Origin of the sequence: Coprobacter fastidiosus, assembly GCF_030296935.1 — a bacterium.
GTDB lineage: Bacteria > Bacteroidota > Bacteroidia > Bacteroidales > Coprobacteraceae > Coprobacter > Coprobacter fastidiosus.
Genome location: NZ_AP028032.1, coordinates 709,418 through 730,325, shown reverse-complemented (window position 1 = coordinate 730,325; position 20,908 = coordinate 709,418). Strand labels below are relative to the sequence as shown.

The 20,908-nt window shown below is 34.9% G+C and carries 20 protein-coding genes; 17 read left to right on the top strand and 3 right to left on the bottom strand.

Annotated elements, in window-relative coordinates:
• Positions 1-76: 76 nt before the first annotated feature.
• From QUE35_RS02940 to QUE35_RS02930, 3 genes are all read right to left on the bottom strand, one after another.
• Positions 77-952 carry a helix-turn-helix domain-containing protein gene (locus QUE35_RS02940; RefSeq protein WP_031258530.1) on the bottom strand — a complete coding sequence of 292 codons (876 nt, stop codon included), beginning with the start codon at positions 950-952 and terminating at the stop codon, positions 77-79.
• A gap of 284 nt (positions 953-1,236) precedes the next feature.
• Entirely contained in the window at positions 1,237-2,643 is a 1,407-nt protein-coding gene (mnmE, locus tag QUE35_RS02935) for a tRNA uridine-5-carboxymethylaminomethyl(34) synthesis GTPase MnmE (protein ID WP_022601062.1), read from the bottom strand.
• A 13-nt stretch (positions 2,644-2,656) separates the two neighbouring features.
• Positions 2,657-3,532, bottom strand: coding sequence for a DNA/RNA non-specific endonuclease (locus QUE35_RS02930; RefSeq protein ID WP_022601061.1), 876 nt, complete (start codon positions 3,530-3,532; stop codon positions 2,657-2,659).
• Positions 3,533-3,952: 420 nt separating this feature from the next.
• On the opposite strand from QUE35_RS02930, the gene QUE35_RS02925 reads away from it, so the two are divergent.
• The 17 genes from QUE35_RS02925 (at position 3,953) to QUE35_RS02845 (ending at position 20,847) form a co-directional block, all read left to right on the top strand.
• Positions 3,953-5,395 (top strand): lipopolysaccharide biosynthesis protein, encoded by a 1,443-nt coding sequence (locus QUE35_RS02925; protein WP_022390170.1) that lies wholly within the window; start codon positions 3,953-3,955, stop codon positions 5,393-5,395.
• A complete protein-coding gene (locus tag QUE35_RS02920; protein ID WP_022601060.1) occupies positions 5,392-6,219 on the top strand; it encodes an acyltransferase in 828 nt (275 codons plus the stop codon). Before QUE35_RS02925 ends, QUE35_RS02920 begins: the two co-directional genes overlap by 4 nt.
• Positions 6,220-6,230: 11 nt before the next feature.
• Positions 6,231-7,115: an SP_1767 family glycosyltransferase gene (locus QUE35_RS02915; RefSeq protein ID WP_022601059.1), complete on the top strand. Its 885-nt coding sequence runs from the start codon at positions 6,231-6,233 to the stop codon at positions 7,113-7,115.
• A gap of 6 nt (positions 7,116-7,121) precedes the next feature.
• Positions 7,122-8,081, top strand: coding sequence for a glycosyltransferase family 2 protein (locus QUE35_RS02910; RefSeq protein WP_022601058.1), 960 nt, complete (start codon positions 7,122-7,124; stop codon positions 8,079-8,081).
• Positions 8,078-9,256, top strand: a complete 1,179-nt coding sequence (locus QUE35_RS02905) for a glycosyltransferase (RefSeq protein WP_022601057.1) — start codon at positions 8,078-8,080, stop codon at positions 9,254-9,256. Before QUE35_RS02910 ends, QUE35_RS02905 begins: the two co-directional genes overlap by 4 nt.
• A 12-nt stretch (positions 9,257-9,268) precedes the next feature.
• Positions 9,269-10,054 (top strand): glycosyltransferase family 32 protein, encoded by a 786-nt coding sequence (locus tag QUE35_RS02900; RefSeq protein WP_022390165.1) that lies wholly within the window; start codon positions 9,269-9,271, stop codon positions 10,052-10,054.
• Positions 10,055-10,073: 19 nt separating this feature from the next.
• Entirely contained in the window at positions 10,074-11,336 is a 1,263-nt protein-coding gene (locus tag QUE35_RS02895; protein ID WP_022601056.1) for a glycosyltransferase family 4 protein, read from the top strand.
• On the top strand, positions 11,333-11,833 hold the full coding sequence (locus QUE35_RS02890) for an acyltransferase (protein ID WP_022601055.1): 501 nt from the start codon (positions 11,333-11,335) through the stop codon (positions 11,831-11,833). Before QUE35_RS02895 ends, QUE35_RS02890 begins: the two co-directional genes overlap by 4 nt.
• An 81-nt stretch (positions 11,834-11,914) precedes the next feature.
• Positions 11,915-13,153: an O-antigen ligase family protein gene (locus QUE35_RS02885; protein WP_022601054.1), complete on the top strand. Its 1,239-nt coding sequence runs from the start codon at positions 11,915-11,917 to the stop codon at positions 13,151-13,153.
• A gap of 25 nt (positions 13,154-13,178) precedes the next feature.
• Complete coding sequence (locus QUE35_RS02880; protein ID WP_022601053.1) at positions 13,179-14,285, top strand: glycosyltransferase; 1,107 nt, start codon at positions 13,179-13,181, stop codon at positions 14,283-14,285.
• Positions 14,286-14,298: 13 nt separating this feature from the next.
• Positions 14,299-15,318 (top strand): acyltransferase family protein, encoded by a 1,020-nt coding sequence (locus QUE35_RS02875; protein ID WP_147404861.1) that lies wholly within the window; start codon positions 14,299-14,301, stop codon positions 15,316-15,318.
• Between the two features lies 1 nt (position 15,319).
• Positions 15,320-16,459 carry a glycosyltransferase gene (locus QUE35_RS02870; protein ID WP_022601051.1) on the top strand — a complete coding sequence of 380 codons (1,140 nt, stop codon included), beginning with the start codon at positions 15,320-15,322 and terminating at the stop codon, positions 16,457-16,459.
• Entirely contained in the window at positions 16,452-17,249 is a 798-nt protein-coding gene (locus QUE35_RS02865) for a hypothetical protein (RefSeq protein WP_147404860.1), read from the top strand. The genes QUE35_RS02870 and QUE35_RS02865 overlap by 8 nt, the downstream gene beginning before the upstream one ends.
• A 3-nt stretch (positions 17,250-17,252) precedes the next feature.
• Positions 17,253-17,804, top strand: a complete 552-nt coding sequence (locus QUE35_RS02860) for an LbetaH domain-containing protein (RefSeq protein WP_022601050.1) — start codon at positions 17,253-17,255, stop codon at positions 17,802-17,804.
• Positions 17,805-17,811: 7 nt separating this feature from the next.
• Complete coding sequence (locus QUE35_RS02855; RefSeq protein ID WP_022601049.1) at positions 17,812-18,879, top strand: acyltransferase family protein; 1,068 nt, start codon at positions 17,812-17,814, stop codon at positions 18,877-18,879.
• A complete protein-coding gene (locus tag QUE35_RS02850) occupies positions 18,861-19,760 on the top strand; it encodes a glycosyltransferase family 2 protein (protein WP_022601048.1) in 900 nt (299 codons plus the stop codon). The genes QUE35_RS02855 and QUE35_RS02850 overlap by 19 nt, the downstream gene beginning before the upstream one ends.
• A 4-nt stretch (positions 19,761-19,764) precedes the next feature.
• Positions 19,765-20,847, top strand: a complete 1,083-nt coding sequence (locus QUE35_RS02845; RefSeq protein ID WP_022601047.1) for an acyltransferase family protein — start codon at positions 19,765-19,767, stop codon at positions 20,845-20,847.
• Positions 20,848-20,908 lie beyond the last annotated feature (61 nt).

The following is a 20,908-nucleotide window of genomic DNA, read 5'->3' as shown; positions in this document are numbered from 1 at the left end:
ATGCACAATGACTTTATGCAGACCGCATTCAGCATAAAATCATTTTCCAGTCTGTATATCTGTCTGTACAGATTCATTATCTGGCGCCCATAATGTGGTCAAATTCCACTTTCAGGAATCTCACAAAGCGCCCTTTCTTCTCCCGTTTTATTTCGTGGAATTGCAGAATGCCGTAAACTGAATCCCGTGTGAGACTATACTTCTTCATGGCTTCCTGCACGGTATAATATTCTGAAGAATCATCTTCGGTTGTCTTCTTGGACAGATCGAAGTGAAGTTTTGAGTAGAATATCTGGCCGTGCTCTTTCTTTGAAGGGATGTTGTTGCGGTAAACATGTGAACGGATGGCTACACGTGTCATCCCATAGTTTTTCTCGATTTCTTCCGGAGTGTACCATTCTGTCAAGGCGTCATCCGTCTTATATTTGGCAAATGCCGCATCTATGTGCTTTTTACTGTAATAATTGAACTGGCGGATTCTGACCTTGGGAACATTGTTTTGCCGGGTATAGGTCCACACCCATTTGGCGTTGACTTTGTACTTTTCCGCAATCTGTTCAGCTGTATAATACTCGGTAACGTCAAATTCATCTTTTGGTCTGAGAACTTCATAAGGTTTTGTTTTCAGCATCAGTTCGATGTCGGTTCTTCTGATGAGCGACATTCTTGAACTTAACCTTGATGCACGAAGTTTGTCCTCCTTTACCAGTTTATAGACATACTGGCGAGAAACGCCCATTAGTCTGGCTGCTTGAGAAAAGGTAAAGTATTCCTGGCTCTCCAGTTTGTTCTTTACTTCCATCATTTCCTGAAATTCGCGCATTTCCATTCTACGTTCCTTCATCCGGTGTTTATAACCTCTTTTGGAACATTGCGGACTACAATAATTGGTAGTGGTCTTTTTTGCCATGAAAGGCTTGCCGCACCACTGGCAGATTCTTTTTACTTCCATTTTTGTTATTCTCCATATTTTAGTGAAACATGAGCTTTTTACAACTCGGATTATTTCCCTTTTTGTCTACTCACGTAAACCATTGTCAACACACGTCAACAAATGCGTCAGTGTGACATCGGGCAAAAGCCCTTAATTGTTCCGCGGTAGAAATACGGTAGAAAAATATGGTGAACAACAGTATCCAACTGTTTATAGCTGGATTTTTGGCAAATAAAAAAGCCGCTGAAAATCAGCGACTTCATTATAGTTGGTTCTAATTCGTTGCAGTTGATTACAATATCCTACTTGCCGATACAAAATTTACTAAAAATATTTCCAAGTATTTCATCGGTAGAAATTTGTCCGGTTATTTCTCCAAGATAATGCATGCACTCTCGTATGTCTTGAGCCAAGAAATCTCCGGAAATACCCGAATGTAGTCCATCTAATACACGAGATATAGCTTCTTGAGCATGAAGTAAAGCTTCATAATGGCGGGCATTGGTAACTATTACATCATCTGTTCCCGTTTCCGGTAATGAAGCTGCTGTTACTAATTGGTTTTCTAAATAGTCTATTCCTTGATTTGTTTTGGCTGAAATGAATAGGATTGAATGTTTAAGAGGAATTAAAGATTCCACTAATTCTCTTTTTTCTTCACACTCTTGTCCGGTTAGTTTATCCGTTTTATTTAGCAAAACAAATAAAGTTTTTCCTTCACAATGCTGTATAATGCGCCCGGCAGAGCGTATAATATTTTCATTCATTCCGGTAGCATCAATCATCCACAATATTATAACAGCCTGATCAAGTTTTCTAAAAGTACGCTCTATTCCCATACTTTCTATTTTGTCCTGGGTATCCCTTATACCCGCCGTATCAATAAAGCGGAATGTGATACCCTGTAAAACAGTTGTGTCTTCAATGACATCCCGAGTCGTTCCATGTATGTCCGACACTAATGCCCGGTCTTCATGCAACAAACAATTAAGCAGGGTAGATTTTCCGGCATTCGTTTCTCCGATGATAGCTGTAGGTATTCCGTTCTTTATGGCATTACCTACCTTAAATGAGTCTGCTAATTTACAGATTACCATTTTTATGTGTAATGCAAGATCTATCAGTTTTGAGCGGTCGGCAAATTCGACTTCCTCCTCACTGAAATCAAGCTCCAATTCTATTAATGAAGCAAAATCGAGTAATTGAGTGCGAAGTTTTGCCAATTCATTACTAAAGCCTCCCCGCATCTGATTCAATGCCAGGCGATGTGCAGATGCTGACGTTGAAGCGATGAGGTCTGCTACCGCTTCGGCCTGAGAAAGATCCATTTTTCCGTTGACAAATGCCCGTTGTGTAAACTCTCCTGGAAGCGCAGAACGACATCCGTTTCGAATCAATAATGCAATAATTTGTTGTTGAATATAGAGTGAGCCATGGCAAGATATTTCGATCGTATCTTCTCCAGTAAAAGAATGCGGAGCAACAAATCGAGCTACCATAACCTCATCTATAATCATGCCTTTTTCATCTATAATGTTACCGTAACTCAGTGTATAAGGCTTTTGATCTGTCAACAGGCGCTCCTTTCTTACGGGCTTATATACACGTTCAGTTATCAAAACCGCATCTTTCCCGCTTATACGGATTACTGCGATTCCGCCTATTCCGGGTGCAGTCGATATTGCACATATAGTATCATTCGTTATCATAAGTTATCTTATTTTATAATTCCCAATCGAAGATATTGTTTTGCGATTCCAAACGGTTCTCAAGTTCATCAGGAAGTTCCGAAAAAAAATCCATTCCGGTAAGCGCTTCCACACTATCTATCGATACGACATATGCAGACAATGGCGCGTCTTCTTTTTCATTTTTAAATACAAATCCGATTCCTCTCGGAGTAGTTACATAAGGAGATACGATAACTTTAAAAAAGGCATGAGGTATTTTTACTTCATTTCGTCCGATCGTTGTATCCCGTTTATCGACCAATGGTCCGCACACTATTGCTATAGCACTGTCTTTTTTCACCCATTTTCGGATACTCTCCTCCAAGTCTTTCCATGCCCCTCGATTTAGTCCGGGATTTTGCGGACACATATTCGAGAAATAAAAAGATTCCTTCATTGCTGTTTCACTCCATGTCATGTCTGCAGCGGGAGCCATGTGTCCTCGATCAAAACCACTTCTACGATAGTCGGCATTTGTCGCGCTGACACCGTTTACATAGGGGTCTACTACAAATTTATCTGTTCTTGATACCGTTCCCCGTAATTCATCACGAGTCAATTCATAAGCTACCCAATTAGGCAGACGCCAATTTTTATTGTACGATACAGTATAACCTTCATGCTTAATAATTTGTTCTGCCCGATCTTCTAACGGAAGCGGCAGTTCCAAATTTTTATACCTAATATCCGGTTTCCGGTTCGCTTCACCTAATCGCTCAATTTTAGTAGAAAAAGTTGATAATGCAGACTTTATTTCTAAGCGGAAATAATAAGCAAACAGGAGTAAAATCGTAATCCAGAAAAATATCCAGAGAAACCTGACCGACCAGTTTATAGATTTTTTCTTTTTCCGTTTTTTTTTAGCCATTCAAAAAATCCATATTTAAAAATTATCAGGTACAAATGTACAAAAATTTGTCTTAGAGCCTGTCTGAGTTCTCCGATAAAGAAATTATCAAACCTGACCTGAGTAAAATTAAACAGGATTTAAGTCTGCTTTCATAGAAAAAATTATCATATTGTAGGGAGTGCAACTGATTGATAGATAGAATGTCTGTACAATATTTTCAGGATATCTACAAATAATTTTTGAAAAAGAGTGATTATTATTGATTTACCAAAAAATATCTCGAATATCGGTTTTTTAGAAAAATTTGAATACCTTTGTATTTGAATATTAGATGTGTAATTTAGATAGGGGTGTGTATTGTTGTAAGGCCGGTAATTATTAGAAATTAAGGAAAGGTCTTTTATATTTGTTTGTTTCCCCTATTTTTATGTAGATTATATGGCAGCTTCTTTACAGAGAAAGGCCTTTTGGGGAATGGTTTGGAATTTTGCAGAGAGTTTTTCTTTGCAGATTATACAGTTTATTATAGGCATTTTTATGGCCCGTATCCTTCAGCCTTCAGATTATGGGATGGTTGGTATGTTGTCGATCTTTTTGACAATATCCAATATGCTGATTACTTCGGGTTTCTATAGAGCGTTGATACAGAAAAAAGATCGTACGGCAATCGATTATTCTACTGTGTTTTATTTTAATATTGTGGTGGGGATAATTTTATATCTGGTATTATTTTTTTCTTCTCCTTATATTGCTCTGTTTTATAATGTTCCTATTTTAGAAGATCTTACCAAAGTTATAGCAATTCCTCTCATTTTAAATTCGTTATCCCAAGTCCAAAATGCTAAGTTCGCTATTGAAATGAATTTTAAGATGTTGTCCAAAATATCCATTATAACTGCTATTATTACCGGTATTTCTAGCTTGTATATGGCATATTCGGGATTTGGCGTTTGGTCGATAGCCTATTCTTCTGTTATTGGAGAATCTTCTCGATGCATTCTATTGTGGTTTTTTGCAAATTGGACTCCGTTATGGAAATTTTCTTGGAAATCGTTTAGAGAAATGTTTTCATTTGGTTCTAAAATGTTTGCATCCGGTTTGTTAGAGTCTATTTATAATAACTTATATACTTTGATAATTGGTAAGAAATTTGCGACTACAGAATTGGGATATTATACAAGGGCGAATGGGTATGCCCAGTTACCTGTTGCTACATTCAATAATGCGTTATCTAAAGTTACTTTTCCGATGTTTTGTGAAGTACAGAAGGACGATGAAAGGATGATTTTATTATACCATAAATTATTACGCTTTACGGCATTTATTATATTCCCTATAATGATGCTGTTCATAGTATTAGCTCGGCCATTGATATTATTTATGATAACAGACAAATGGGAATCATGTGTGATATTATTACAAATACTTTGTCTTTCTTATGTCTGGCATCCTGTTCAAATTGTAAATATAAACCTGTTACAAGCTAAAGGACGGGCCGATGTCACTTTAAAGATTGATATTTTAAAAAAAGGTATAGGAGTGTTAGTTTTATGTCTTACTATTCCTTTAGGGGTTGTTGCGATGTGTATCGGGCTGATAGTCGTTTCTTTGATAAGTACTTTAATAAATATTTATTTTACCAAGAGAATAATGCATATTGAAATATTATCACAAGTAAAAGATTTATGTCCTCCATTGCTTTATTCTCTTTTTATGATGATTATAACATATTTTGCAACATCATTGATCCCTCAAAATGGGCTGAGGATATTTGTGGGAGGAGTAGTCGGCATTGTCACTTATTTTTTTGTCGCATATTTATTTAGGTCAAAAGAGCTTCAATATCTGTTTGAGTTTATAAATAAAAAGAAATCGATATGAAATCACCGATAAACAGGATGTTGAGATTTATATCAAGTATTATTGCAAATATAAAGTTGGGTATAAATATTTATAAAACTATTTATATCAATTTCCGATTTTTGCCGTTTAAGCAAGCCTGCAAATTACCTATTTGGGTTTATGGGAAAATGAAATTTGGTTATAAATCAGGGTCGATAATCATTGATGCTCCGGTTAATCGAAAAATGATAGTGATCGGTATAAATAGAGATCGTTTTATGGCACCGCAAGGAACTTTCTTTATAGATGTTGCCGGAAAAATAATTTTCAAAGGATCTGTAATTATGGGGAGAGGGTGCACTCTCGCTAGTCAGCAGAATGCAGTTTTGATTTTAGGTAAGGCTGTGAGAATATCGAGCTTTGTTAAAATAAGGACTTATAAAAGAATTGAGATAGGCAATTTTACTGCGGTAACTTCTGAATGTCAGATTTTTGATACCAATTTTCATTATATGCGTAATATAAAAACCGGAAAAGTAGACCCTATATCAAAAGATGTTTTTATCGGGGAATGTTGTTGGATAGGGAATCGGACGAATATTATGAAGGGAACTGTTTTGCCGGATAATACGATTGTTTCGTCTAATAGTTTATTGAATAAAGATTATACCTCTACCGTACCGTCATATTCTATTATTGGCGGTATGCCGGCACGTTTGTTAAAGACCGATATGGCTCGAGTCTATCATTGGGAAATATATGCCGAATTGGAATCGCATTTTTCGGCTTCGGAAGATTCTTATTTTACATATACCGGAGTAGAAGATGAAACTCCTTATATTGAAAAATCTATGTTTATTTAATATGGGATAATATGAGAAAGCTTATACGAAGTCTGTATGTGTTTTTTTTGGAAGGAATAAAAATGTGCCGAAGTTTTATTCTGCTTCGTTTTTCTGTCCCGAAGGTAAAAAACTCTTTGGATACGATAGATTATATATTACAAAATAAATGTTCTGTCAGTCGGTTTGGTGATGGAGAATTTCTTATAATGCAAGGTTGGCATATCGGTTTCCAAAAAGAAGATATAGCATTGTCTCTGCGGCTTAAAGAGATTATCCGTTCCGAGTTTCCGGGGCATATTGTTTGTCTGCCTAATGTGTTCAATAGTTTAAATATTTATACCGATAAAGCCCGTATTTTTTGGAAAAGACATTTATTACATAATTACGTTATATGGCATAAATATATAAATACACGGAAGTTGTATTATGATACTCAAATCTCACGCTTTTATATCGATCGTAAAGATAAAACCCAATCGTATTTGATTATTGATAAATTAAAGCAGATATGGAATTTTCGTGATGTCATATTGGTCGAAGGCGAAAAAAGTAGAATGGGTTATGGTAATGATCTGTTCAGCAATGTAAGCAGTCTTAAGAGAATTTTATGTCCGTCAGAGAATGCTTTTTCCGCATATTCTCAAATTTTGGAAGAAGTGTCAAAAGTCGATAAATCCCGATTAATATTAATTGCATTAGGCCCTACTGCAACAGTATTGGCGTATGATCTTAGTAAACAAGGTTATCAAGCCATTGATATAGGGCACTTGGATGTAGAGTATGAATGGTTTTTGCAATCGGCTTCAGATAAATGCATTATAAAAAATAAGTATGTTAATGAAGTAGATAATCGGGAAATTTCAGATTTATCAGATCCGGAATACCAAGATCAGGTTATCTCTGTCATAAAATAATTTAATATGCCGGCAGTTTCTATAATAATTCCGATATATAACGTTGAAAAATACTTAGATAAGTGTTTGAGCTCGTGTGTAAACCAGACATTCGGTGATATTGAGATTATTTGTATAAATGATGGATCTTCAGATAACAGCCAATCGCTTATTGATAAATATGCCTTAATTGATAGTAGGGTAAAATCTATATCAAAAGTAAATGAGGGTGTAGTTATTGCGAGAAATGAAGGTGTTCGCAGAGCAAAAGGTTCATATATATTTTTTTTAGATGCAGATGATTACTTATCGGAAAATGCAATTGAAATCTTATATGGAGAAATAGTTAAATATGATGCAGACTTTGTGAGAGGTGAATACGACGAAGTAGATGAAGACGGATATATATTGGAACGGAATAATACAACTTTGCGTTTTTTGAATAGAAAAGACTTTGTCGATTATCTTTCATCAGGGCTGGGCGCCATGTGGAATTATTTGATAAGAAAAGATAAATATGTAAATATTCATGTAGATCCGAATACAAGGATTGGCGAGGATTTATTGACTTTGCTTTATTTATCTTTTAATATTGAACGGGGAGTTTTTGTTAACCATAAAACTTATTTTTACAGACAGAGATCTGGGTCGGTAATGAGACCGGAGGGTGGATATGAGCAAGTTGAGACAAAGTTTCGTTACTATGTTGATTTATGTACTGCATTAGACCGGTTTGGAGATGAAAATTGTAATAGGCTTCCAAAAGATGAGCAAATATTGTTATCAAAACTGATTTGTGATGAGATTACTGTAAATTTATTCCCAGAGAGTTTCTTAGTAAAACAGAATATTTCATCTATTGCCCCATTATATAAAAAGCACTTTTTGTACAATTGGAAAGTTCAAAAAATAGTCTTTAGGCGTTCATGGAAATGTTGGGTTTCTATGTTTATGTATTGGATAAAAATAGGAGGGATATTTTCATGAATATATTATTTTACTTTGATCGGCAAATAAATCCTGAACGAGGAGGAACTGAGCGTGTAACTTATAATTTGGCACATTATTTTCAGGGAAAAGGCAATCGGGTTATGTATCTGGCAAAACATAAAGTGGAGGAGGCGGATGCTTCTATTAAAACATTCTTTTTACCCGATAACGGATCTGTTGTTTCTGATGAAAATATTTCTTGGTTAGAAAATTTTCTGCGTGAAGAAAAAATAGATTTTTTGATAAATCAAGGGGCTAATGGCGATGATATATATTTATTATCTCATAAAGCGTTAAATACTAAGACAAAAATTATTTCGGTATTGCATTTTTCGGTTTATCAAGGACTGAATTTTTTCTCTGCAATGCAACCTCTGTTTTTACATCGTACTCCGGTTGCTTTATTAAGCGATTTTGTAAGGTATATAAAAATGCCGTACAATAAATATAAAGCATATAAACAGAAGAAAATCCGATACCGTTATTTACAAGATAATATGGATGCAATTGTTCTTTTAGCACCGCAGTATGTCGATGATATGGTTAAGATAGGATGCTTGAAAGACAGACGCAATTTGTATGTAATCCCGAATCCGAATTCTTTTGAGTTAAAAGACTCTGTTAATTGGTCCGAAAAAAAGGATGAAATTCTGTTTGTCGGTCGATTGAGTTATTCAGAAAAACGTGTAGATCGTCTTTTGAAAGTATGGAAAAAAATTTACAAAAATTTTCCTACTTGGAGTTTGAATATTGTCGGTGATGGTGACGACCGGAAAAGATTAGAACAAATTGCTGTTAAATATAAGTTGGAGAGGGTGTTTTTTCGAGGATATCAGTCTCCCGAAATTTATTATCGACAGGCAAAAATGATATGTTTGACATCCAATCATGAAGGATATCCGATGGTACTTATCGAAGGAATGCAATATGGTTGTGTACCTATTGTTTTTGATAGTTTTGGTGGAGCATCCGATTTGATATCGAATGATAAAAATGGTTTTTTGGTAAAAGCTTTTGATATATCGGCTTATGCTACAACTATCTCCAATTTTATAAAAAATGTGAATATACAAGAGTCTATGTCTATGAATGCCGTTTCTTCTTCGAGGAAATATGATATAGAAGATATTTCATTTTTGTGGCAAGATCTGTTAACGAAGATAAAGAATTAGCTTTTTAGTAGAATGGAACAAAGAAATAAAATACCTAAAATTATTCATTTTTGTTGGTTGAGTGGAGAAGAAATGCCTGCAAAATTGAAAGAGTGTATTCAGACATGGAAACGGATTATGCCGGACTATGAATTGAGATGTTGGGATATGAATAGCTTCGATATACATTCGGTTCGTTTTGTAGAACAAGCGTGTTCGATGAAAAAATGGGCGTTTGCAGCAGACTATATTCGGCTTTATGCTCTTTACACGTGTGGAGGAATATATTTGGATTCGGATGTTTTAGTTTTTCGCCGTTTCGATACATTTTTACATAATTCGGGTTTTGCTTCTGTTGAATCTTATTTATATCAAGCAAAACCGGGAGAAAAATATGATTTTTGGATAGATGCTGCTATGATTGCTTCAGAAAAAGGCAATCCTTTTATAAAAGATTGTTTAGATTATTATCAGGATAGAGATTTTATAAAAGAAGACGGTTCTTTTGACGAATCGATAGTTTGTCATATTATCGCGGATATTGCAGAAAATAAATATGGATTTAAAAGAGGGGTATACCAGAGTTCTCCTATTGAGTTGAAGGATGGAGTTTTTTCGATATATCCTCCTTATGTTTTTTCTCATTTAAGGGGAGATATACGAAGATCTACTTATGCAATTCATTTGTTTAATGGAAGCTGGCGGGATAAAAAAGGACAGAAATCATTGTCTTTAATAGAAAGAATACATAGACTATTCGTAAAAATATTTAATGAAAAAATATGGGGTATTTTATATTTTAAGATTAGGAAAGTTTGATATTTAATATTATGGGATTATGGAATCACTTGATCGATCAAATATAAAGAAAATTCTTTTAACTACTACAGGTCTGTCATCTGTCGGTCAGGGGGGTGGTATTTCTTCTTATGTTCATGATTTGGCAACCAATTTTGTAAATAAGGGATATAAGGTGACAGTGTATCTTGTCCGTCAGTCTGAACCTGTTTTTCCTACTGCAAGTGTATATGACTATTCTTTTTTTCAAATTCCAAATAAAAGATGCGATGAATCTGTTTTAGTTTCAGAGATTTATAAATCGATTCTTGCGTTAAATCCTGATGTTATAATTAATAATGACGTGTCTTATATTGCTGGTTTATGGTCGGTTTTGGATACGAAAATTATTCGCATATCCGTAATGCATGGTTTCAAAGAAGGGTTTACTTGGTCTAATTTTGGCATTCAGGGAAAAATGGCAATATATAATTGGAAATATATCGATTATATTGTTTGCCAAAATGAGGCTATGGTTGCAGATGCTTCAAAAAAATATCATATACCGGAACAAAAATTTTGTTGTATACATCAAACTGTGAATTTTGTACCAGTCCAAAAACTTAAGAAGAGCAGTTTTTCTATTTTGTTTGCAGGAGGAGCTTCTTACTCAAAAGGGGCAGATATTGCTTATAATGTAGCTAAGGAATTAAAAAATACGAGTTTGAATTTTGAGTTTCATTGGTGTTTGCCGGCAGGTAAATATAAAAAATATTTTGAAAGTGACCGGCGTTTTGTTTTTCATGGGGCGTTATCTCGAGAGTCTTTTTTACAAACATTGGGGAATTCAGACTGTATTTTGATTCCGACACGAATGGATACCGGTCCGCTTCTTTTGGTAGAGGCATTAGCACAAGGGGTGATTCCTTTGTGTAATGACGTAAAATCTGCGATACCTGATTTAATAAAATCAGGGAAAAATGGATTTATTGTTAAAAAAAATCGGGTTCGAGAGTATTTACGAATAATCGAAGATTTGTCAAAAAAAAATATCGTGTCTATATCTGATTTAGCAAAAGAAAGCTATCAAAAAACTTTAACGCCAGAATGCCAAGTCTTATCGTTCGAACAACTTTTTAGAAAAAATACAAGTTTGATGCAACGTTCTTTTTCTTCTCAAAATGTAGTTCATTTTCATTTGTATAATACAGCCTTATATCATAAAGTTTCGTATGTAAGGATTCTGAACAAAGTGATTAACGCTTTTGAAATAGTAATGACAGACAGATTATATAAAAACTGTTTTAAATATTTACTGAAATGAAGCCGGTTATAAATTATATTAATAGTCTCTTATTTCCTTTATTGCCTGAGACGTCATGTTTCGCTTTGAAACGAGGACTATTGCGTCTTGCCGGTGCAAAAATCGGGAAAAATGTCCGTATTTGTTCTTCTGTACATATAATGGGGTGCGGAGAATTGGTAATCGGAGACGATGTGTGGATCGGTCATGAGGTTTTTATATCGACGACTTCCCGAATAGAAATCGGTAGTTATGTAGATATTGCTCCAATGGTTTATTTAGGCACCGGAACGCATCGTATCGATGCCGATGGCTTGCATTCGGCAGGAGAGGGTATATCCAGAAATATAAAAATTGAAGATGGGGCATGGTTATGTGTTCGTTCTACCTTATTGCCGGGAGTCGTTATCGGTAAAAATTCTGTTGTTGCAGCCGGAGCAGTTGTTACAAAAGATGTTTTTCCCTATTGTTGTGTAGCAGGTATTCCTGCGAATGTAATAAAGATTTATGATAAATAAATTTTTATGCTACATAATGAAGAAAGTATGTTATAAACTAAACTGAATTATTGGATAAGCGTAAATAAATATTTTCCAATTATGAAATTTTTTGCATGGGCTATAGCTATTTTGAGCGTTAATCAGATAATATGGCAAACACCTAATCTCCCTCAGATGGTTTATTATGCTATATTTTTGCTTATAGCCATTGTAATGGTATTTTACCATCCGAATATAAAAATTAATGTTTGCATGCTATTTTTTATAATAGCTATAGTCTGTTCGATTTTTGTGAATTATATTCCGGACTATTTTATGCCTTGGGATAGATTCTTTTCATTCCTTATGGTAATATTATGTGTCAGTCCGTTTTTATATAATTCCGAATTGATGATTTTCCGTAAGGAGATTTTCGATAAAGTGAATATTTTATTTGTTATTGTTGTGATAATTTCCTTTTTAGGTTATTTGGCGGGAATTTATTCTACGGCTGATTTTTCAGGTTTTAGAGGATGTACAAGCCAATCGATGCTCTTGAGCCCGATAGCGGCTTTGACTTCTTTATTTTGTTTGCATAAGGCATTTTGTCCCGAAATTTCCAAAAAAGAAAAATATTTATTTTTAGGAATGATGGTCATAGCTTTCTTAATGTGTTTATTGGCTGGTTCGAGAGCGTCTTTATCTGGAGGAATAGTTGGAATATTGTATTATCTTAAAGTCAGATATCGTAGAAATATGAAACTGTTTCTTAAAGTTCTTTTCTCAATGCTTATCGTTATTTCTGTTTCATATCCTCTATGGGAATCTTATTTAGTCACGGTAGCCGGTAAAATAGAACGTTCGAGAGAGGTTGGCAGCATGACTACGACGAGAGATGTCCTTTGGCAAGTCCGTATGATGGAATTTAAGAAATCGCCGGTATGTGGTATTGGATTTAATTATGTAGATGAAACTATATTGCCGTCTGTATATAAGATAGCGGCTAAGAATGGGGTGATAGAACCCGGTTCGGGGTGGCTATTTTTACTGTCGTCATTAGGTATGATGGGAACAATACCTTTTTTGTTGTTGTTTGGGAAACCTTTATTTCGAATTTATAAAAAAGCAGAATCGTATTCGGATGAGATATTGATAGGGGCATGTTTATCCTTTTTTGCGATACATTTGATTGCAGAAGGGTATATAACATCATCCGGATCTTTTTTATTTTTTTATTTGTGGTTGTTGATATCGTTAGCACAAATACCTGTTCGCAAACAATTTTTTATAAAAAAAACTGCAAATCGAGAGCAGAAACAACGAACTTGTTCGATTGATTTTGCCGAGATGTCGCGTTGATTCTAATGAAATTAAAATAGAAATTATGCAGTTCGTTTTTTGGCAAAATATAATAAGTATACATCAATCTACATTTCTTTCGACATTGTCGAATAGGCATTCGATTTTATTAGTCGTTGAACAACGGTTGGATCAGGAAAGAAAAGGGGATGGGTGGAGTATTCCCGATATGGGAAAAACTAAAATTATCGTTGCTCCTGATGATAAGACGATAGATAACTTGATCTTGGAAAATAAAGATGCGGTTCACGTATTTTCGGGAATAAATGCTTTCCCGATGGTATATAAAGCTTTTAAAAAAGTCGTTGCGTTAGACTTGAAGATATTGGTATATGTCGAACCGTATGTATGGTTCGGGATAAAAGGCTTTTTTAGAAGGTTAAAGTATATGGCTTTGAATTTATGTTATGGTAAAAATATTGACGGTTTGTTGGTTACCGGACAAACCGGACGTCGATGTTTCTTAAAAGCCGGATTTGAGAAAAGCAAAATTTTTGATTGGGGATATTTTACCGCTCAAAGGGCTTTTAATGAAGGTGCAATATCGAATGAAAACAGACAAAAACCTGCAATTTTGTATGTCGGAAGAATAGATTGCAATAAAAATATACTGTCTTTAGTAGATATTTGTTTAAAACATGTCGGAAAATATGCCTGTTTAGATATTATCGGAGCTGGTCCGTTAACTGATTTGCTGATAAAAAAAATAGATAGGGCAGAAGATATAAAGTATTTAGGGAGTAAGACAAATAATGAGGTGCTGGATTTGATGTGCCGTTATGATATATTGGTTTTACCGAGTTTGTATGATGGTTGGGGTGCGGTAGTTAATGAAGCTTTACAAAATGGGATGAGGGTGATTGCTTCTGAAAATTGTGGAGCATCGGTCCTCCTTGATGGTAAGGACAGAGGAGAAGCTTTTTCTTTTGTTAATAAAGAAAAATCGTTGGAGAAGATATTATTAAAATGGCTTGAAAAGGGAACGGTTTCTTTAGCTGACCGTCAGAACATCGCAGAGTGGACACGTTATTCGATATCGGGAGATTCGGTAGCTGCATATTTTGAAAAAATTTGTTCTTGCATATCAGGTGATTGTACACATAATGAGGTCATAGCACCGTGGTTGAGTTAAAATAATATAGATTGTGAAAGTATCGGAGTATCAGAGTTGGAAATTTAAAGTATTATCATTTTTTGCGATGATCTTGGTATTGTATGCTCACGCATATATACCGGATGCCGCACAATATAAAGTCTTTTATATTTTTGAGAAAAGCATTGCTTTCTGTTGGGGACGACTGTTTTTTCCATTGTTTTTTTTCATATCGGGTTATTTGTTTTATGTAAAATTATCCGATCCGGATTGGAGCGTTTGGAAACAAAAGTATCGAAGTCGTGTAAAATCTTTATTGATCCCATATATCATTTGGAATATTCTTTGTCTGTTACAAATGTTCATATTAAAATATATCCCCGTTGCCGGAAAATATATGAATAGTGATTATACTCAATTGATACATGGCGGCTTATGGGAATGGATTTATACACTATTTATTGTTCCGGGCGGTTTTCACCTTTGGTTTATACGGGATTTGATTCTGATTGTCGTTGTTTCTCCATTCTTGTATTTCTGTATCAGAAAAATGATATTTATCTATTTCCCGTTAATAATATTCTTTTCGTTCTATAATTCATGGTTTCAGTCTTTAACCATGTTCAGTATAGGAGCAGCATGTGCAATTTACAATATATCTTTAGAAGTTAAGCTTAAACATAAATGGGGGCTTGTCTTGTTGGGAACGGCTTCTTTGCTTTTGATGTTATATTGTTCTATGATCTTTATTCCCAGTACGAAAGAATTATATTTAGTCGCGATCCTCTTTCTGTTTGTATGGTTCTTATATGACTATTTATACCGTAAAGGCTGGCGTTTTGATTTTATAAAAAGATGGATTCCATATACGTTTTTCATTTATTTATTCCATATTCCGGCTCTTAGTATCGTTAAGAAAGTTATGCTATTGGTCGGCAGAGGAGAAGAGTGGAGCTATTGGATAACATTTCTGGTATCTCCGTTTATAATGGCTGCTGTCGCTATATGGATAGGAGGGCTATTAAAAAAATATTTACCAAAGTTATATTCCGTTTTGACAGGAGGACGATAAAATGAAAATATTACATACGATATCGGGATTGAATATCAGCAGTGGTGGGCCTACGTCTTGTACTTATAATCTTATTAAAGGTCTTCGGGATGAGGGAATAGAAGCAGATATTCTTACATTGATGCCTCGGGACGATTCGGATAAGATCATTGCAGATGATTCATTTATCAAGGCTTTGCCGAATGATGCCCGCACACCATTGGTTTATTCGTCCAATTTCAGACGTTATTTGAGTTCTCATATCGGATACGATTTATATCATGCGAACGGATTATGGACATGTCCGACGCATTTTACGGCAGAAATAGCAAAAAAACAGAATAAACCCTGTGTGATAGCTCCTCATGGAATGCTGTATCCGCAGGCTTTGCAAGTTTCTGCATGGAAAAAGAAAATCGTATCGACAGTATTTCAGCGTAAAGATCTGGAAACGGCATCATGCTTGCAGGCTACTTGTATGGCAGAGTTGGAACATATTCGGGCATTCGGGCTAAATAACCCTGTTGCGGTTATTCCCAATGGTTTGGTAATAGATGATTCGTTAGAAATACGTAAAACTTCGAATTCGGTCCGTCGTTTCGCTTTCGTCGGACGGTTAAACCGAATCAAGAATGTAGATCTCCTATTGTCTGCATGGAGCAAATTAGGAGACAAGACACGTAATTGCGAATTGTTGATTATCGGTGATGGAGATACTGCTTATAAAAAAGAATTGGAAGAGTTTGCAACTGCAAATAAACTGAATAATGTTCGCTTCTTAGGATTTATTATGGGGAAAGATTTGCAGAAACTGGTTCATTCTATCGATTTCCAGATATTACCGAGCAAATCCGAAAATTTTGGAATGGTAGTTCCTGAAGCCCTAATTCAAGGGATTCCGGTAATAGCCTCTAAAGGTACACCGTGGAGTGACTTGGAAACATTCGATTGCGGCTGGTGGGTTGATAATGATATTGATACGTTAATTAGTACCTTGTTGATCGCGATTAATTTGTCTGAGCAAGATCGTTTAGGAATGGGAGAACGAGGTAGGACATTAGTATTGAGACATTATTCTATAAAATCGGTCTCATTGAGAATGAAGCAATTGTATGAATGGTTAGTGTATAAAAATATTAAACCCGAATATGTATATGAATAAATTACCGCTATTGATGACCGCATCTGTCAGTACGAGAGGAATGGTAGGAGCTTGTTTTACAGATGAGGAACGAGAAAAGATGTATCGAGAGAGTTTAATGATATATGAAAAAATGTTAATAGGGGGGGGTGAAACGTATAAAATAGTATTTGTCGATAATTCGGGCTGGGATTTATCTTCTATAAAGTCGTCAGTAAAGGAAAATCCTTCTATTGAGTTTTTATCATTAGATTCTGAGGATTTTGATGTAACGAAGGGCAAAGGGTATAATGAGCTTCTACTTATAAATAAAGCGGTCGAAAAGTCTGTGTTCATAAGGGAGGCGGGAGGTTTCTTTAAAGTAACGGGTAGATATCCGATATATAATATTAAATATTTTATCGATTATGCAAGTAAATTTATATTGGAGTACAAAGGTCATTTATATATAGATATTAAAGACCATAACCTGTATGATAGACTCGGTTTGGGATGGTGTGGTCATTCTGCAGATGTAAGGATGTTTGCTGCAAGCCTCTCTTTTTACAATGAGTTTATCGGGAATAGATATACAGAATTGAATGATTATAAAGGTTTATTGTTGGAAGGACTGATGTATGATGTTGTAAAACCTATGATTCACAGGAGCGATGTTATTTGTCGTTTCAAGAAAGAACCTCATTTCGGAGGTTTGGAAGGCAGTAATGTAGCCGCTCTTTCTTTTTCGAAAAATCAAGATTCCTTAAAAGGAAAATTAAAACGTTTTTTAGGAAATGTCATACGATTGTTTTTCCCTCGTTTTTGGTTTTAAATAATGGAACAACAAATAGATTTATCTAAATATAGGAATGTCCTGACACGAAAACATCAGATGATCAGGATGCTTTGGTCTGTTGTCTGGACGATTTTTGCCCGGCCGTTGCCACGTAGTATAGGAAGTGGCTGGAAACGTTTTTTGTTGCGGTTGTTCGGTGCGAAATTAGCTTCGACGGCAATTGTATACTCTTCTGCTAAAATCTATTACCCTGCAAATTTGATAATGGATGAATATAGTTGTCTTGCTTCCGGAGTGGATTGTTATAATGTAGCTCTTGTTAAAATCGGGGCTAATACGACAGTGTCCCAGGGTGCATATCTTTGTACGGCAAGTCATGATATATCGGATTCTTTAAATCCTCTGGTGACAGCACCTATTATTGTCAAAGATCAAGCATGGATTGCTACTGATGCATTTGTCGGTATGGGAGTGACGGTTGGACAGGGAGCTGTAATCGGTGCTCGGGCTTGTGTGTTTAAAGATGTAGAACCGTGGACAGTAGTCGGTGGAAATCCTGCCAAGTTTATAAAAAAAAGAGTGATAAGTTGATGTAATTATGCAAGAAAGTGTAGATGATCGAAAATTTTGGAACATTATGAAAGGCATCGGCATTATTTGTGTTGTTGTCGGACATTCAGGTTCTTGGTTGACCCCTTATGTGTATATGTTTCACATGGTCTTATTTGTTTTTATTTCAGGTTATCTATTCAATGAGCGTTATGTAGGAGATTTTAAATCTTTTCTTAAGAAGAGAGGAAAATCTCTATATTGGCCGACGGTGAAATATAGGATTGCCTATGCATTGTTACATAATGTTTTTATATTATTGTATATTTATTCACCAGTTAATGGCATTTTTTCATATTCATTTCGAGAAACTTGTGTTGCTATTTTAAAAAGTTTTACGCTGTTATCAAATCTTCCTATAGCAGGAGCTCTTTGGTTTGTTCCGTTTCTTTTAATTTCTCTGATATTCTTTTGCTTAGTACGTAAGTTCGCTATTTGTCTGAATCCTGATAAAATAGAATTTATAACATCTGTTCTTTTAATCGGTGTTTTTGTTTTGGCATGGTTACTTTATTGTAAGGGTATAACTTATAGTTGGGGATTAAGTAGTTTTTTTGTTCAACCGGTATTGTATGGTGGATTTCTAATAAAGAAAAAGAATGTTCATGTGAAATGTAATCTTATTTTATTCATAATTTCAATTGTTATTCTTTTTGAAGCTTATCAGATTTCCGGAAGGTTTGTGGATTTGGCTTCCAGCACTATTGTAAATCCTTTTTTCTTCATATTTGTTTCTACTGTAGGGATATACGTATCATGGTATTTATCACATCTAATAATGAATAATGATTATTTGGCATCAGCGGTTGCATTTGTCGGAACATATTCATTGCATATAATGGCGTTGCATTTTTTAGCTTTCAGAGGAGTTTCGTATATATATGTTTGGATTCATGAATTGCCTTTAACAAAGATATCATCTGCAATTTATTTAGATAAAAATTGGTGGTTGGTTTATTCATTTGTCGGAATTATAATGCCTGTTATACTTATGAGAACATATAAATATATTGCAAAAACTATAAAATCTCAAATAAAATGCTTGATATATCGGTAATCATATTGACTTTAAATGAAGAGCTTCATATCCGTCGTTGCATAGAAAATGTAAGATCGATAGCGAAACAGATATTTGTTGTGGATTGTTTTTCTACAGATCGGACAGTCGATATTGCAAAAGAATTGGGGGCAGAAGTGCATCAGCATGAGTGGCCTGGAAATCAGGCTGCACAATTCAATTGGGCTTTAGAGAATTTGCCGATAGCAACCGAATGGGTATTGCGGTTGGACGCTGATGAGTATTTGACTTCCGGATTGATAACTGAGATGGATGAACAATTACCGAAATTGTCCGGTGATATAACGGCTGTGGTTTTCCCTTTAGGACGAGCCTTTATGGGGCGTGTTCTGAAACATGGAATTGTAAATAGTGTGAAAATGATACGCCTTTTCAGATATGGGAAAGCTTGTTATGAACAGCGTTTAATGGATGAGCATATTGTTGTGAAATCGGGTCGGACAGTTACTTTTAAAAATCAGTTTATAGATGATAGTCTTCTTTCCATAAAGCAATTTGTAGACAAACACAATCACTATTCTTCTCGAGAAGCGGCTCTGTTACTTGATGCGGAATATCACCTGTTCGATTTGGATACAGATGATGCGTCATATTGCGAAGATGTACAGAAAAAACGTGCACAGAAAATGAAATATGCAAAGATGCCTCTATTCTGGCGTTCGTTTGCTTATTTCTGTTACCGTTACATAGTTAAACTCGGTTTTTTAGATGGTAAAGAAGGATTTCTTTGGGATTTTTTACAAGGCTGGTGGTATCGCACTCTTGTCGATGCAAAAATACTCGAAATAAAAAAGACCTGTGGACAGGATGCGAAAAAGATAAGAAAATATTTGATAGATAATTATCAGATAAAATTTTGAAAACATGGGGGAAAACAAGGTTCATTATTATTGGTTGGACTTAGTCCGTTTTACTGCGGCATTTTTGGTTTTGATTTGCCATTTCAGAGGTGCGTTTTTTGTTGAATATACATTGCTGCCTGCAGAGCAGAAGAATCCTTTGATTTTTGCATTTTATTCATTAACAAGGTTAGGAAACGAAGCTGTTCTTATCTTCTTTGTTATGAGTGGATTCTTAGTAGGCGGAAAGGCGATAGAGAGGCTGCAACAAGGTGTCTTTGATATTAAAGGATATGCTATTGACAGAATTGTTCGTATCATGTTGCCTCTAATATCGGCATTATTGTTATTTATTCCGGTTTCTATTGTTCAAGGTTTTTGTATTGATTGGAAAGCTTGGTTAGGTAATCTTTTTTCTTTACAAGGCATTTGCACTTATTCTATAATAGAACCGCTTTGGTCGCTTTCCTATGAAGTTTGGTTTTATATATTAATGGGTATAATATCTTTGTTTTTTGTACGTCAAAAGATGGTATTTTATAAAATTTTTGCTATTCCGCTCTTATTAATATGTTTCCTTGTTTTTACAAAATTGTCTCCACATTATTTATTTATGTGGTTTATGGGAGCATTAGCATATCTTATCATTCCGAAAAAAGTTGATAAGATATTTTTGTGGGGAGGTTTTATTGTGATGATATGTTTTATCATATTACTTCAATTAACAAGCGGATCAAGATTGAATGAGGGAACAGCTATATCACAATATTTGCCTAATCGACAAGCTCTTGAGTTATTGTTCGCTTTTTTCTTCAGTTTGTTCCTTCAACAGCTTGTAATTATTAAACCGACTAAAAAATGGACTTTAAAGCTTAATGAGATAGGAACAAAATTGGCGGCTTTTTCTTATACTCTTTATTTGACACATGTATTGGTATTGCGTATGTTGGAATATTATAATGTTCCTAAAAGTGAAAGTGTCGATTTTATTTCTATTTCTTGGTATATAGGAGAGTTGAGTATAGCTTTATTGGTTGCCTATGTAGTGTATTGGTGTTTTGAGAAACGGACGGCAGAAGTGAAAAGTTGGGTTAAATCTAAATTATAATATAGTAATTAACTTATAAAGTATTGAATTTGTAAGATCGATGTTTTTAGCAATATTAATA

Excerpts from the sequence above, each read along its gene's own strand:
- QUE35_RS02865 (WP_147404860.1), top strand. The coding sequence starts at position 16,452 with ATGAATAAATTACCGCTATTGATGACCGCATCTGTCAGTACGAGAGGA.
- QUE35_RS02855 (WP_022601049.1), top strand. The coding sequence starts at position 17,812 with ATGCAAGAAAGTGTAGATGATCGAAAATTTTGGAACATTATGAAAGGC.
- QUE35_RS02880 (WP_022601053.1), top strand. The coding sequence starts at position 13,179 with ATGCAGTTCGTTTTTTGGCAAAATATAATAAGTATACATCAATCTACA.
- QUE35_RS02850 (WP_022601048.1), top strand. The coding sequence starts at position 18,861 with ATGCTTGATATATCGGTAATCATATTGACTTTAAATGAAGAGCTTCAT.
- QUE35_RS02930 (WP_022601061.1), bottom strand. The coding sequence starts at position 3,532 with ATGGCTAAAAAAAAACGGAAAAAGAAAAAATCTATAAACTGGTCGGTC.
- QUE35_RS02920 (WP_022601060.1), top strand. The coding sequence starts at position 5,392 with ATGAAATCACCGATAAACAGGATGTTGAGATTTATATCAAGTATTATT.
- QUE35_RS02870 (WP_022601051.1), top strand. The coding sequence starts at position 15,320 with ATGAAAATATTACATACGATATCGGGATTGAATATCAGCAGTGGTGGG.
- QUE35_RS02895 (WP_022601056.1), top strand. The coding sequence starts at position 10,074 with ATGGAATCACTTGATCGATCAAATATAAAGAAAATTCTTTTAACTACT.
- QUE35_RS02885 (WP_022601054.1), top strand. The coding sequence starts at position 11,915 with ATGAAATTTTTTGCATGGGCTATAGCTATTTTGAGCGTTAATCAGATA.
- QUE35_RS02910 (WP_022601058.1), top strand. The coding sequence starts at position 7,122 with ATGCCGGCAGTTTCTATAATAATTCCGATATATAACGTTGAAAAATAC.
- QUE35_RS02905 (WP_022601057.1), top strand. The coding sequence starts at position 8,078 with ATGAATATATTATTTTACTTTGATCGGCAAATAAATCCTGAACGAGGA.
- QUE35_RS02890 (WP_022601055.1), top strand. The coding sequence starts at position 11,333 with ATGAAGCCGGTTATAAATTATATTAATAGTCTCTTATTTCCTTTATTG.
- QUE35_RS02940 (WP_031258530.1), bottom strand. The coding sequence starts at position 952 with ATGGAAGTAAAAAGAATCTGCCAGTGGTGCGGCAAGCCTTTCATGGCA.
- QUE35_RS02860 (WP_022601050.1), top strand. The coding sequence starts at position 17,253 with ATGGAACAACAAATAGATTTATCTAAATATAGGAATGTCCTGACACGA.
- QUE35_RS02900 (WP_022390165.1), top strand. The coding sequence starts at position 9,269 with ATGGAACAAAGAAATAAAATACCTAAAATTATTCATTTTTGTTGGTTG.
- QUE35_RS02925 (WP_022390170.1), top strand. The coding sequence starts at position 3,953 with ATGGCAGCTTCTTTACAGAGAAAGGCCTTTTGGGGAATGGTTTGGAAT.
- QUE35_RS02915 (WP_022601059.1), top strand. The coding sequence starts at position 6,231 with ATGAGAAAGCTTATACGAAGTCTGTATGTGTTTTTTTTGGAAGGAATA.
- QUE35_RS02845 (WP_022601047.1), top strand. The coding sequence starts at position 19,765 with ATGGGGGAAAACAAGGTTCATTATTATTGGTTGGACTTAGTCCGTTTT.
- mnmE (WP_022601062.1), bottom strand. The coding sequence starts at position 2,643 with ATGATAACGAATGATACTATATGTGCAATATCGACTGCACCCGGAATA.